Below are 13604 nucleotides of genomic sequence, written 5' to 3'. Positions count from 1 at the left end.
CCATGAGCGCGCCCGTCTCCCTGACGAACAGCGAGATCATCTCGCTGTTCAACATCCTCGCGCGCGCCGTCCAGAGCCGCACGTTTCCCCGGACCGCAACGGAACTCAACGACATGCTGAAATTTCAGGGCAAGCTGCTGAAGGCTGGCGGCAAGCTGCTGACGGCTAGCGGCGGGATCGTGATACCGCCGGTTGATCCGCCGGTTACGTTGCCGGCGGCGGTCATCACGCCGGCGGCTGGCTCCTTCCGCACGGACCTTGCCTCGGGCACAGCGATGGCCACCGTATCAGCGGTTCCTGCCGGCGCGACCCGGACGTTGACGGTGGCCGGCGGGGTAGCGGAGTTTAATGCCGACAAGACGCAGATCCGGCGCAGCAGCACCGGCACGCTGTCCGTCGGCTCGCTCTCCGTCACCGTGACGGACACGCACCCCAACGCGACGAACAGCCCGCGTAGCGCGACAGCCAGCCTGTCCATCGTGGCGCCGCCGGTCACGTTGCCGGCGATCTCTCTCACGGCGGCCGGAGCATCCTTCCAGACCGATGTCGCGGCTGGAACCCTGCTCGCCACCGTGTCGCAGGGGGTGCCAGCAGGCGCCACCCGCGCTTTCACGGCCGGCGGCAATGTGGTGGTCTTCGCCAACAACCAGACGGAGATCCGGCGTGGCACGGCGGGCACGCTGACGGCGGGCTCTTTGTCCGTCGCCATTGCTGACACGCATCCGAACGCCACCAACTCGCCGCGCACGGCCTCGGCCACCCTGACGATCACCGCGCCGGTGGTGGTAGACCCGCCGGTTGATCCAGGCCCGACCGATCCGCCGCCGCAAGGTGAGGCCGTCAAATTAGCATCCTTTCCGATCACTGGAACAGGCGCGCCTGCTGGCACCGTCTACACATTCGGCCAGGCATTTCAGAATGGGCACATCGGCGCAGGAGATACGGTCTCCCTGCGCTTGGCGGATGGCACCCGCATGGCGACCCAGTTGGACCGCTTATCCGACCAGTACGACGGCTCGTCTCTGCTGATGGGGGGCGTGCATGTCGCACTGCCGGCTATCGGGAGTGGGTCACAGCTCCCGGTCGAGTTGTGGAAGGAGCCGGCTCCGTCGTCTCCATCAACGCCATTGAACATTGCGTCGCGTATGGCTGGGCGTACCTGCCGGGTGGAGATCAGCAACGGATCGCAAACCCACACGCTGGATTGTGTGAGCACGCCGGTTCCGGCCGACCGGTGGTTCAATGGCCCCATCTGCGCACAGACGCAGTTTGTGAGCGAAGTGCCTGCCTCGGTGATCAACTCCAAGGGGCGCCTTGAAGTGGATCTGGCCGTCTACTCAGACGGTTCGATCCAGGCCGATGTGACGCTCTGGAACTTCTACGTGTTCCAGGCGGGCGTCGGTGACGCCGCCTATACGATGAGGCTCATCGGCGATCAGAACACCACCATGTTCACGCTGACTGTGCCTCGCGCGCCGCTCTACACCGGCTGGGGTGAGCGGGCTCGCTGGAAGGCTGACGGCACGAAGGTGGCCGTTTCTCCTGCCCGCCATCGGCCGCCGACCGCCTACCTGATGCGGACAGGCTTGGTGGCGCGCTATGACACTGACCTCGATTTCTCCTCCCGCCTCTCAGAGTTCTCCACGAACCTGAACAACGCCAACTGGCTCAAGCCCTACGGCACCCGCGATATCGTCGTGGGCATGGGCGGAACGGGCGGCAACAACGTCATTGGTCACGCTACAGAGGCTCAGGCCCTTTGGCTGGCCACGGGCGACGCCAGGGTTGCCGAATACATCGAGCGCATGGCTGAAGCTGCCCGAGGCATTCCTTTCCATCACTTCCGCCAAGATGTTGGCCGCTTTGTGAACCCTGTGGATGATCCGTATGGGCGTGTGGATCAGTATACCCAGGGGAGTTTCGGCGCCCCCTATATCAACTCCTCCAAGCTCACTGCGGATGGCGAGCAGTGGGATATAGATGATGGGCACTGGGGCGAGTATTGCTCCGTTCCGTACATGATGACCGCCCGCCGAGCCTACCTCCGCACCGTCGAAGGTATGGCTGCTTTTGGCATCATGGTCCGGAACCAGGAAGCTGAGCGCGGCACTGTTTACCCCTGGGATGGCGGCCCGCTGGACAGCAACGATGAGGCTGGCCGTTCGTCTCGCCTGAATTACTACAAGACCGACCCTCGCGCTGGCGGCATCGGCTTGAAGAATGTCCAGCAGCGCGCGTATGCTTGGTGTCTTCGTCAGTTCCTCAATGCTGCCCTGCTTATCCCGAAGTCACGCCAGCCGTTCGGCGGGTTCTGGCAGACCGTTGCGGAAGCGCAGTATCGCACACTGAATGTTCTGCATGCCGAGACCCCGATGGGTGAGTTGGAAGGCACGCTTCCCAACTTCCTGCGCAATGGCGACCCCGCCGGGGGATACCCGACCAGCGAGTTCTACATGGTTGCCCCATGGCAAGTCGAGATGGGCTATGGCGAGCATCTCCGCGCTGCACGACTTGGGGTTCCCGGCGCCCATGATCGGGTGATGAAGAACACCAAGTTCATCCTCGGGCGCTTCACTCATCCGGAGAGGTTCAACCCGGCAGATGGCACCGCCGGACGCATGACCATGTATGAGGCGGATGGGGTCACGCACTTCACCACCTGGGAACAGGCCGAGCAGTACAAGAGCGGCTGGGGTGAGGATAAGCACTTCATCAACAAGGCCCTGCGCAGCTACGGCGTGAACTTCTCTAACATCGACGGTGTTGAAGACGACTATCCGATGCGCAGCTATACCACGATCCACATGACGCTACAGTATCTGCGCGACAAGGGTCTTCCAGAGGCCGAGGCGCTTACAGCCAAAGGCTTCTTCGACAGCCTGGATGCTGCGACGAAGCAGAAGATATTCCTGGCCGTTCCCAACATCATCAGCGATGCGCGGATGTCAATCCGAGTGGTCGGAGAGGCGTGGGCCTAATTCCGCGCAAATGGCAATCAGAAGGCCCGGCCACGAGCATCGTGCGCATTGGGCAGACGAGGGAGGCCTGATGCCCCTACGATCCATCCCGCCCGACCAGACCACGTTCAGCCGCGCGGAGGTCGAAACGCTGATCACGGCTGAGCGCGCGAGCCAGCAGTCGCACGATATCAAGAACCAGCAGCAGGCCCATGCAAGCAACGACTTCCTGGCTGCGAAACTCACCGCAGCTCTGGCCCCGCATCTCGCGAAGCCGGAGCCCAAAACCGACGTGCCCGTCTGGCTGAAGATCGTCGGTGCGCTGGGCGGCGCAGTGCTGACCGGCTGCGGCATCCTCGCCATCGTCTGGAACGTCGCCATCGGGCCGGTGACTGCGCGCCTTGACCTGCTGGAGAAAGCCGACGTGGCGCAGGGCACAGCCATTGCTGCCCAGGGCACGCGGCTGAACGCAGCCGAGGCGAAGGGAGCGCAACTGGAGGCCTCCATGGCTACGGCCGGCCGCATCCGCGACCAGCAGCAGCAGGGCATGCAGGATCAGATCCGCAGCCTCGCCAATGCGGACCAGGCCGGGACGGAACGCATCGGCGCTCTGGCCAACACCATCGCCGGCATCCTGCCCAGGTTGGAGGAGATCCTCCGGCGGCAGGAACGACTTGAAAACAGGTTGTCGGCGCCTGGCCCACGGCAGCAGAACGACGAGCCGTCCGTGGCCTGGGTCCCCGACCGCAACATCTGAGCCGCCGCCGGGCGGCATCCCGGCTCAAGGAACAATCCGATGCAATACGTTCTCGCTCGCCTTCGCGAGCCGGGCACGATGCGCTCGCTCGCCGTCGTGCTGTTCGCCCTGCTGGGGCTCGCACCGGACGACCCCCGCATGGAACTGGCGATCCAGATGGGCATCCTCGCCCTTGGCGCCATCTCCGCGCTCATCCCCGAGAAGTCCACGCAGGCGGCCGAGACCGTGCAGCAGGCAGCAGCCACTGCCCAGGTCGCCGCGACCACCGCAGCCAGCGCCGTGAAGCAGGTGGCCAACACCACCAGCGAAGCCGCGCAGCTCGTCAACAGCGCCCGCAGCCTCGCGGAAGCCGTGAACGTCACGCGGCTGCGCAACCCGGAGGACCGCCCGTGATCAACCTCTCCACCACCATCGACCTCCTGAAGCACATGGAGGTTCGGACCAAGGACGTGCGCACCTGGGCCGAGGAATTCGACCGCACCTGCGCGACCTACGACATCCTGGCACCGCGCCGCCGCGCGCTGTTCCTGGCCAATGGCCTGGTCGAGACCGGCTACCTCTCGGCTCTGGTCGAGAACATGAACTACAGCGCCGACCGGCTCCAGAAGGTGTTCGGCGCCCGCCGCATCAGCGCCAAGGATGCGCAGCTTTACGGGCGCACGGACGGCCAATCGGCGCGGCAGCCCGACATCGCGAACACCGTCTACGGCGGGGAGTGGGGCCTGGAGAACCTGGGCAACACGCAGCCGAATGATGGCTGGTACTTCCGGGGGAGGGGCTTCTTCCAGCTCACCGGCCGGGCCAACTACAAGGAGCACGCCAAGATGCTCGGCTTGCCGATCACGGCGCTACCCGACCGGCTGGAGACCATCGGCGGGGCACTGGACAGCGCCGGGTTCTATTGGGACCGCTGCCAGTTGAACCCGCTGGCGGATCGGGAGGAGATCGACGAGGTACGGCGCCGGATCAATGGCGGGTCACACGGGCTGGCCGAGGTGAAGGCGCTCTATAAAAAGGCGCTCGCCTTCATCAATGACACCGAAGGCGTCTCATACCGAGGCACCGCATCAGTTTGATCTCAATCGCCGCTCGGTGGGGAGACCTGCCGGGCGGTTTTGTTTGGGCGGCCGGCTTGATCGTGGCGGATATTATGTCGCCGCTGGCACGATAACGCGCAGATATCGTGCTGACCTTTCGATCTGCCGTCGGTTGCCATATCTCGTTGATATTGCCTGGGAAATCTAGCCTAATGGCATGAGTTTTGCTTGGCACCGTTCCCTAGGCTGATATTCCAGCACTTGACCTAGATGTTGATCAAGAGGGGCGAAACGAGAACTTCCCGCAAGCCTTTGACCTGTAAGCTGTTGACAACAAAGGGCCTTTTATGCAGGTGCGTTCATAACGCATAACAAGGATTATGTAATTTACCTGCTCGACATTCACGCGGGACATGCTGGCTCTGGCTATCACGGCCGCCAGCGCGCCGCGCCGCTGCCGGACGTGCCAACCATGGCCGAGCCTGGACTGGATGGTTACCTCCGCGGCCTGCCAGGCCAAAGCATCAGCTCTTGGCGCGTACCGCTCCTGCCCGTTCTAACTCCGCCACTGTGTACTGGCCTGGGAAGTGGCAGGCAGCCAGATGCTGCGGCCCCTGCTCGGTCAGGTACGGCTTCTCCTCGGCACAACGGCGCTGAGCGCGCAGGCAGCGGGTCCGGAAGCCGCAGCCGCTGGGCGGATTGGCGGGGCTGGGCACTTCCCCGCGCAACACGATCCGGCCCCGCGCCGGTGCGCCGGGGTCCACCACGGCCGATATCAGTGCCTGCGTATAGGGGTGCTGCGGATTGGAGAATATCGCCTCCCGCGGCGCTTCCTCCACCACGCGGCCCAGGTACATCACCGCGACTCTTGGGGCGAGGTGCCGCACGGCCGCCAGATTATGGCTCACAAACAACACGCCCAGCGCCAGCCGATGTTGCAGGTCGCCCAGCAAATTCAGCACCTGCGCCTGAATGGAAACATCGAGTGCGCTGGTCGGCTCGTCGCAGACCAGCAATGCGGGCCGGCTGGCCAGGGCGCGCGCGATGGCGATACGCTGCCGTTGCCCGCCACTGAATTCGTGTGGATAGCGCGCCGCATGCTCCGGCAGCAGCCCCACCAGCGTCAGCAGCTCCGACACCCGCTGCGCCCGGGCCGCGCGGTTGCCGATGCCATGCACCACGAGCGGTTCCGCCAGAAGCTGCGACACCGTCATGCGGGGATTGAGGCTGCCGAAAGGGTCCTGGAAGATGATGCCCATGTCGCGCCGCATCTGGCGCAGACGCGCTGCGCCAGCGGCGCGCAGGTCCTCTCCACGGAAGTATAGCATGCCCTCGTCCGGGTCGATCAGGCGCAGCAGCAGGCGGGCCACGGTCGATTTGCCGCAGCCGGATTCGCCTACCAGCCCCAGCGTCTCCCCGGCCCCCAGCCGGAGGTCCAGGCCATCCACGGCATGCACGCCGCCCGGAAAGGTCTTGTGGAGTCCACGCGCCTCGATCAGCGGCACATCTGTCACGGGGCGTGCTCCAGGTGCAGGATGCAGGCTGCCGCGAGGCCATCCGGCAAGGGCACCAGCGGCGGTGGTGCGAGGCTGCATTCCGGATGCGCATGTGGGCACCGCGGCGCGAAACGGCATCCGGCCGGGAAATTCATGGGGCTGGGCACCACGCCAGGGATGGAGGGCAGCCCGGCAATCGGCCCGGTGAGGCGGGGAATGGCAGCCAGCAACGCCCGGGTATAGGGATGCCGCGGATGCGCGAAGAGGGCGGCCGCCGGCCCCGTCTCGGCGACCCGCCCGGCATACATCACCAGCACCCGGTCGGCGAAGTCGGCGACGACGCCAAGGTCATGGGTGATCAGCAGCACGGCCATCCCGAATTCCCGCTGCAATCCGCGCAGCAGATCAAGGATGCCCGCCTGCACGGTGGCATCCAGCGCCGTGGTCGGCTCATCCGCGATCAGCAGCTTGGGTCGGCAGGCCAACGCAATCGCGATCATGGCGCGCTGCCGCTGGCCGCCGGAAAGCTGGTGCGGGTAGTCATCCACCCGCCGCTCGGCCGCCGGGATCTCGACCAGCCGCAGCAGTTTGATCGCCTCGGCATGGGCGGCGCGCCGGTTCATGCCGCGATGCCGGCGCAGCACCTCCGCCACCTGCTCCCCCACCGTCAGCACCGGGTTGAGGCTGGTCATGGGCTCCTGAAAGATCATCGCCATGCGGGCGCCGCGCAGGCGCTGCAGGTCGCGTTCCGGCAGGGCGGTGACCTCCTGCCCTTCCAGCACCGCGCGCCCGGCGACAACACGCCCGCCGCGCGGCAACAGGCCCATGATGGCCAGCGCCGTCATGGATTTCCCGCTGCCGCTTTCGCCGACGACGCCCAGCACCTCGCCTTCTGCCAGGTCGAAGGAAAGGCCTTCCAGCACCCGCAGCGGGCCGAAGCTGACGGAAAGGTTCCGCACCGAGAGCAGCGGCACTGTCATCGCACGGCATCCCGCAGCCGGGGGTCCAGGGCGTCGCGAAGGCCATCGCCCATCAGGTTCAACCCCAGGACCGTCAGCGCGATGCCAATGCCAGGCACGATGGAGATCCAGGGCGCTTCCTGGATATAGTCCCGCCCCTCCGAGATGATGCCTCCCAGCGTCGGCGTCGGCGGCGGCGGGCCGACGCCGAGGAAGGAGAGCACGGCCTCCGCCAGCACGGCGAGGGCGAAGACATAGGTCTGCTGCACCACCAGCGGCGCCAGCGCGTTCGGCAGCACGTGCCGCAGCAGCACGCGGGTGGAGGAAGCGCCAATGGCCTGCGCGCCTTCCACGAAGGGGAATTCCCGCACCACCATGACGCCCGCGCGCATCACGCGGGCGGTGCGCGGCACATAGGCGATGCTCAGCGCCAGGATGGCATTGATCTCGGAAGGGCCCAGCGCCGCCGCCAGGGCAATGGCCAGCAGCACCGCCGGAAAGGCCATCAGCGCATCCATGAGGCGCATCAGCGGCCCATCCAGCCGCCGCGCGAAGCCCGCCAGCGCGCCCACCGCGCCGCCCACCAGGGCCGTGACGCCGGCCACCGCCAGCCCGATGCGCAGCGAGACCTGTGCCCCGTGGAGCGTGCGGCTGAGGATGTCGCGTCCGAAGCGGTCGGTGCCCAGCCAATGGGCCTCCCCCGGAGCCATCAGCCGCGCGCGGAAATTGTTCCGCAGCGGGTCATGGGGCGCCACCCAGGCCGCCAGCAGTCCGCAGAGCGCGACCAGCGCGAAGAGCAGCAGCCCCCAGCGGAAGGAAGGATGCGCCAGCAGCCGGGACCATGTGCCCGGCACCCGCCTAGCCACGGCCATGGCGAATCCTTGGGTCGAGCCAGGCGTAGAGCAGGTCCACGGCGAGATTGACGAGGACGAAGATGGTGGCGGTCAGCAGCAGCCCGCCCTGGATCACCGGATAGTCCCGCCGCTGGATGGCGCCGATGATCAGGCGCCCCACCCCTGGCAGGCTGAAGACCTGCTCGATCACCACCGCGCCGCCCAGCAGCACGCCGGAGGCGATGCCGGCCACCGTCACCACCGGGATCAGCGCGTTGCGGAAGGCATGCTTGCCGATGACCACCCAGCCCGGCATGCCCTTGGCCCGCGCCGTCCGCACATAATCCTGGCGCAGCACTTCCAGCATCGCCGCGCGGGTCATGCGGGCGAAGAGGCCCATCTGGGACAGGGCCAGGGTGCCCGCCGGCAGCACCATGAAGCGCAGCCAACCCAGCGGGTCCTGGCTGAAGGGCACGAAGCCGCCGGTGGGCAGCCAGGCCAGTTGCACCGCCAGCACGTACATCAGCACCAGCCCCAGCCAGAAGTCCGGCAGGGAAAAGCCGATCAGCGCCGTGCCCATGGCCAGGCGGTCCGCCCCCTGCCCCGCCCGCACCGCGGCCAGCACCCCCAGCGCCGTGCCGAGGACCAGGGCAATGGCCAGCGCCAGGAAGGTCAGGGACAGCGTCACCGGCAGCCGCTCCAGGATGGCGGCCCCGACGCCCTGGCGCAGCAGGATGCTCTGGCCGAGGTCCCCCACCGCCAGCGCGCCGTACCAGCCCAGGAGCTGCTCGGGCCATGGCTTGTTCAGCCCCAGCCGGTCCCGCAGCTGCGCCAGCTCCTCGGCCGTCGCGGTGGGCCCGGCCATTTCGGAGGCCACGTCGCCGGGCACGATCCAGACGATGGCGAAGGACATCAGCGAGACGATCAGCAGCACCGGCAGCGCCGCCAGCAACCGCCCCGCCGCGTATTTCAGCATGGCGCCCTAGCCCAGCGACACGCCCCACATGCGCGGAATGCGATAGGGCTTGTAGTCGCGTACCTGCGCCCGCGTGGCCTGCACGATGCCGACATCGCCGCATTTGATGGCGATGGCCTCGTCATACATGCGCTTCTGGAAATCGGCCACGGCCTGCTTGCGCTCCTCCTCCTTCAGCCCTGTCGTCAGGCGGCGCTGGCAATCCTCGATCACCTCGTCCCGCACATGCTGCACCGGCGCATGGCCGGAGAAGAAGCCGACAACACCGTAAGGCCCTTCATAGGGCTCGATGCCCAGCATCAGCGCCCAGACATGCCAGCCGCTGCGCTGCGTGCGCTGGCTGAAGGCGGTGGGCCAGTCCGTGATGTTCACGCGCACATTGATGCCAATGCCCCGCAGTTGCTCGGCAGCGGTGACGATGGTGTCGTTGTGGTTCTTGAAGCTGCTGTCGCCCAGGAGGATGATCTCCTCCCCCTTGTAGTTCGCTTCCTTCAGCAGGGCCTTGGCACGGTCCTTGTTGTTGATGTTGTACAGTTCCTTGCCGGCATCGCCGGCGAAATAGGTGGTGCCGGGGTGCTGCCAGCCATGCGTCATGCGGTAGAGGCCGTCGGTGGAGATGGCCATGATCTCCTCCAGGTCCAGCGCCGCCTGCAGCGCACGGCGAAAGGCCGGATTGTCCATCGGCGGCTGCGCCAGGTTGAGCATGAGGGTCTGGAAGGACCATGGCATCATCTCATGCATCTTCAGTGAGGCATCGGAGCGCAGCCGCTGCGCCGCCGGCACGGCGATGGCCTCGAGGATATGCATCTCCCCCGCCTGGAGCCCGGCCGTGCGCGCGCCGCCTTCCGCGACGAAGCGGATGGTGATGTTCTCGACATTCGGCACCTTGCGGCCCGCGAAGCCGTCCATGCCCTGGTAGGCGCGGTTCTGCACATAGTCGGCAAAGCGTGCCAGCTGCACATGGCTGTCGGGCCGGTATTCCACGAAGCGGTATGGACCGGTGCCGATCGCCTCGTTCTTGCTGGCTTCCTTGCCCGCTTCCTCCTCCGGCATGATGGCGCAGGGCGCGCGGGGGGAGGAAATGCCGGCGATGAAGCCGGGCGAAGGCGCCTTCATGCGCACCACCACGGTGCGGGCGTCCGGTGCCTCGATGGCATCGACCGGCTGCATGATGAAAGCCGAGCCGCCGACCCGCCCATAGCGCAGCAGGCTGGCCTTCACATCGGCCGAGGTCATCGGCTTGCCATTGTGGAAGCGCGCGTCCCGCAGGGCGAAGCGATAGGTCAGCCCGTCCGGCGAGATGTCCACGCCCTCGGCCAGGTCCGGCACCGGGTTGCCCGCTTCGTCGCGCGCATAGAGCGTCTCGTAGAGATGCAGCGAGATGTTGCGCGCGGCCTGGGCGGTGGTCACCTGCGCATCCAGGGTCGGCGGCTGGGCCTGCTGGGCCATCACGAGGTTGCCGCCGGCGCGCTGCGCCAGCGCGGGCCGCGCCAGACCCGGAAGAACCGCCAGTCCACCCGCAGCGAGGCCGAAATCCCGTCGCGTCAGCATGGTCGAGCCCTCTGCCATCTTCCGCGCAGGATGCTAGCCTTCGTTTGTCGTTCGCATCAATCAATCGTTTTGGGAAAAGGTCCGATGACGGCAAGCCCGGTTGTGGCGGAGTTGGATCTCGACAGGAAGGGAAAGCAGATCGGGCAGCTCCGGGTGCCGCGCTCCCGCGACGACAGCGGCTGGGGGACGGAGCTTGTGCCGATCGTGTCCATCGCCAATGGCCAGGGCCCGACCGTGCTGCTGACCGCCGGCAACCACGGCGACGAATACGAAGGCCAGGTCGCGCTGCTCGACCTCGCCCGCGATCTTCGGGCGGAGGAGGTACAGGGCCGCGTGATCCTGCTGCCCGCGATGCATTACCCCGCCTGCGCCGCCGGCAAGCGCCTCTCGCCCATCGACGGCCGGGACTTCAACCGCTGCTTCCCTGGCGACCCCTTCGGCACCTTCGCTCAGGTACTGGCGCATTTCGTGGACAGCGTGCTGCTGCCGCTCTGCGACTTCCAGATGGACCTGCATTCCGGCGGCACAGGCATGGATATCCTGCCTTGCGCTGTCGGCCACGCGCTGGATGACCCGGAGATGATGCGCCGCACACTGGACATGGCCGATGCCTTCGGCGCCCCCATCACCATGGTGCTGCGGGAGGTGAATGCCGGCCCGACCCTGCTGGCCTCCGCCGAGCGGCGGGGCATCGTGGCGCTGTCCTCCGAGCTGGGTGGCGGCGGCCGGCTGCACGCGGGCAACCTTGCCATCACGCGGCGCGGTGTCACCAATGTGCTGCGCCATGCCGGCGTGCTGCCGGGGCAGCCCGCGACGGGACCTCATGGCCCTTCCCGGCGCATGACGGTGCCGGACTTCTCCGACTATGTCTTCGCGCCACGGGACGGTATCTGGGAGGCCGCCGACCCGCTAGGGACCACCGTGGCGGCCGGCGACCCGGCCGGTCGGCTGCACCTGACCGAGGCCCCGGGGCGTGACGCCATCCCCCTCGCCTATGGCAGTTCCGGCCTGCTCTGGTGCGTGCGCTTCGCCGGCCGTGTGCGGGCCGGCGACCCGGTCGCCATCGTTGCGCATGATTTATGAATTGTGGAACCGCGCATCCCCACCATAGCATGCTGCCCTTCCGTAACCCTGGGAGGCACCGATGGCGGCTGTGATCGAAGCGCTGAGCGGAAGCGAGGCCGAGGAACAGGAATGGGAACTGCGCCGCGACATGGCGGCAGTCTTCCGCATCGCGGCAAGGGAAGGCTGGAACGAGCAGATCGGCAATCACAATTCCTTGATGCTCCCCGGCGATGGCCCGCCCCGCTTCCTGATCAACCCGCGCGGCTACCTGTTCCAGGAGCTGAAGGCCAGCGACCTGATTGTCTGCGACCTGGATGGCAAGGTGCTGCAAGGCAGCGGCGAGTTGCGCAAGGTGGCCTTCCATATCCACGCGCGTATCCACCTGCAGAAGCCCGAGGCGAAATGCGTGGTGCATGTCCACCCGCGCTGGCTGACCGCGCTTTCGCTGCTGCGGGACGCGGAGCTTCGCCTTTCTCACCATAACAACCTGCTGCTGAACGACCGTGTGGTCTATGACCATGAGGGTGACGAGCCGGTGCACCAGAGCGAGGAAGGCGACCGCATCGCCCGGTTGATGGGCGACAGATCCGTCATGGTGATGCGTGGGCACGGCGTGACGGTGGTGGGGCCAACCGTGCATGACGCCTTCGACGAGTGCTTCATCGCCGAACGCACAGCGATGTACCAGATGACCGCCATGTCAACCGGGCAGCCGATGCATACCCTGCCGGATCGCCTGCGCCGCAAGTGGCATGGCGCCTGGGGGGATAAGATCGATGCCCGCCTGCACCTGAATGCCTGGCGCCGGGTGCTGGACCGCGAGGAACCTGATTACGCGTCCTGACGGCTCACCAGGTCCCGCGCCGGCGCTGCTGGATCAGCAGGCTCAGGGTGTCGCCCATCCTGGATGCCAAAGCCTGGCTTAGGAGGCCAGCGGCAATGGCTGGTGAGGTGGCCGGTGGAAGAGCATCAGCATGGGTGGAGCGTAGCCCTCGGCAGGGCAGCTACCGACGACGGGCGTGCCGTCAAACCTCGGGTGGAAAAGCGGTGCCGCCTCAACCGGTGACAGGCCTCCATCAACCCGACAGGCCCTCCCCTGCGGGTCGTTTCTCCTGCCAAGCGGGCTGCGCGCGGGCAGCCGAATGAACGGCAAGGCCCCATGGTTATCGGTCAGCTCACCCGCTGATAAAGCTTACAAATCCCGACTGGCCGATGCGGCTGGGCCTGGCGTTTCCTCTACACAATGGAAACGGGTGTGCAAGGGAATCTCTGATGACGCAGCCTTACCTGCAAAGCATCACCATGGAACTGGACGCGTATTTGCAGATCATTGGCAATGTCATCACGGACGGCAAACGGAACAGTGCAATCGGCGCCTTGAGCATGATGGCGCTCGTCGTCAGGAGGTTTCCGCCCGGGGACATGCGCGACGCCGCGGAGGATATTCTCTGCTCCTATATCGCTGAGGTGAAACCCAACCCTGGCGAACTGGAGCAGATCCGACGGATCCGGATGGGAAACTGACATCTAAGGCCCGTCAGGTCTTATTCTATTCAAGACGTATAACTATATTGAAGTGGACAATACGCCACCAAAAATATTTGTCTAATAATGACCGTCAAACTTCGCGCCGAAGCGGTGTTTGCATAGGTCTGTCAGGGAAGCTGGAGGGTAGGCTTGCAGTAACATCGCCTTACGAGGTGCTAGCAATCCCATCGTCTTAGCTCCGCCACGCCTCAGCCCGAAAAACCACCAGCTCAACAAGGTCAACACCAACGGGAGCGTGGCTGGGTCGTGCCACAAGAACCGGCGCCCTGCTTCGAGGTACGGCCAACCTTATCCTGCCCAGGAAAATTCGCGGTTGGAGATCAGGGACCGGCCTTCAGATACCGCACAGCGGCAGGCAGGCGCCCTGGCGCGCCGCCTAAGGCCTGTTAGATCTTGATCCAAACGGCGGCGGCTGCGAGGCAGAG

Annotated in this window: 12 protein-coding genes; 7 read left to right on the top strand and 5 right to left on the bottom strand. The window is 66.0% G+C overall.

The genetic code is table 11. The features are described from left to right. The first annotated feature begins 2 nt into the window (after positions 1 to 2). The 4 genes from IBL25_RS07325 to IBL25_RS07310 all read left to right on the top strand — a co-directional run bounded on the left by IBL25_RS07325 (position 3) and on the right by IBL25_RS07310 (position 4790). Positions 3 to 2978 carry a hypothetical protein gene (locus tag IBL25_RS07325; protein WP_187777899.1) on the top strand — a complete coding sequence of 992 codons (2976 nt, stop codon included), beginning with the start codon at positions 3 to 5 and terminating at the stop codon, positions 2976 to 2978. A 70-nt stretch (positions 2979 to 3048) separates the two neighbouring features. Beyond that, positions 3049 to 3714: a hypothetical protein gene (locus IBL25_RS07320; RefSeq protein ID WP_187777898.1), complete on the top strand. Its 666-nt coding sequence runs from the start codon at positions 3049 to 3051 to the stop codon at positions 3712 to 3714. A gap of 39 nt (positions 3715 to 3753) precedes the next feature. Further along, positions 3754 to 4107 carry a hypothetical protein gene (locus tag IBL25_RS07315; protein WP_187777897.1) on the top strand — a complete coding sequence of 118 codons (354 nt, stop codon included), beginning with the start codon at positions 3754 to 3756 and terminating at the stop codon, positions 4105 to 4107. Then, entirely contained in the window at positions 4104 to 4790 is a 687-nt protein-coding gene (locus tag IBL25_RS07310; RefSeq protein ID WP_187777896.1) for a glycoside hydrolase family 19 protein, read from the top strand. The genes IBL25_RS07315 and IBL25_RS07310 overlap by 4 nt, the downstream gene beginning before the upstream one ends. A gap of 485 nt (positions 4791 to 5275) precedes the next feature. Here IBL25_RS07310 and IBL25_RS07305 read toward each other — a convergent pair whose 3' ends face one another. The 5 genes from IBL25_RS07305 to IBL25_RS07285 are packed head-to-tail and all read right to left on the bottom strand — an operon-like array spanning position 5276 to position 10584. Then, a complete protein-coding gene (locus IBL25_RS07305; protein ID WP_367615572.1) occupies positions 5276 to 6265 on the bottom strand; it encodes an ABC transporter ATP-binding protein in 990 nt (329 codons plus the stop codon). After that, entirely contained in the window at positions 6262 to 7227 is a 966-nt protein-coding gene (locus IBL25_RS07300) for an ABC transporter ATP-binding protein (protein ID WP_187777894.1), read from the bottom strand. The genes IBL25_RS07305 and IBL25_RS07300 overlap by 4 nt, the downstream gene beginning before the upstream one ends. Then, positions 7224 to 8078: an ABC transporter permease gene (locus IBL25_RS07295; RefSeq protein WP_187777893.1), complete on the bottom strand. Its 855-nt coding sequence runs from the start codon at positions 8076 to 8078 to the stop codon at positions 7224 to 7226. Before IBL25_RS07295 ends, IBL25_RS07300 begins: the two co-directional genes overlap by 4 nt. Next, positions 8065 to 9015 carry an ABC transporter permease gene (locus IBL25_RS07290; protein WP_187777892.1) on the bottom strand — a complete coding sequence of 317 codons (951 nt, stop codon included), beginning with the start codon at positions 9013 to 9015 and terminating at the stop codon, positions 8065 to 8067. Before IBL25_RS07290 ends, IBL25_RS07295 begins: the two co-directional genes overlap by 14 nt. A gap of 6 nt (positions 9016 to 9021) precedes the next feature. Further along, positions 9022 to 10584 (bottom strand): ABC transporter substrate-binding protein, encoded by a 1563-nt coding sequence (locus tag IBL25_RS07285; RefSeq protein ID WP_238940266.1) that lies wholly within the window; start codon positions 10582 to 10584, stop codon positions 9022 to 9024. A gap of 66 nt (positions 10585 to 10650) precedes the next feature. Here IBL25_RS07285 and IBL25_RS07280 point away from each other — a divergent pair, with 66 nt between their 5' ends. The 3 genes from IBL25_RS07280 to IBL25_RS07270 all read left to right on the top strand — a co-directional run bounded on the left by IBL25_RS07280 (position 10651) and on the right by IBL25_RS07270 (position 13155). Beyond that, positions 10651 to 11649: a succinylglutamate desuccinylase/aspartoacylase family protein gene (locus IBL25_RS07280; RefSeq protein WP_187777890.1), complete on the top strand. Its 999-nt coding sequence runs from the start codon at positions 10651 to 10653 to the stop codon at positions 11647 to 11649. 61 nt (positions 11650 to 11710) lie between these two features. Continuing rightward, positions 11711 to 12475, top strand: coding sequence for a class II aldolase/adducin family protein (locus IBL25_RS07275; RefSeq protein WP_187777889.1), 765 nt, complete (start codon positions 11711 to 11713; stop codon positions 12473 to 12475). 428 nt (positions 12476 to 12903) lie between these two features. Then, the gene (locus tag IBL25_RS07270; protein WP_187777888.1) at positions 12904 to 13155 is read left to right on the top strand and encodes a hypothetical protein; all 252 of its coding nucleotides are present in this window, start codon (positions 12904 to 12906) and stop codon (positions 13153 to 13155) included. The last annotated feature ends 449 nt before the right edge of the window (positions 13156 to 13604 follow it).

Origin of the sequence: Pseudoroseomonas ludipueritiae, assembly GCF_014490445.1 — a bacterium.
Taxonomy (GTDB): domain Bacteria; phylum Pseudomonadota; class Alphaproteobacteria; order Acetobacterales; family Acetobacteraceae; genus Pseudoroseomonas; species Pseudoroseomonas ludipueritiae.
Note: the sequence above shows the minus strand (reverse complement) of the source record. Positions and strands in the feature narration are given on the sequence as shown.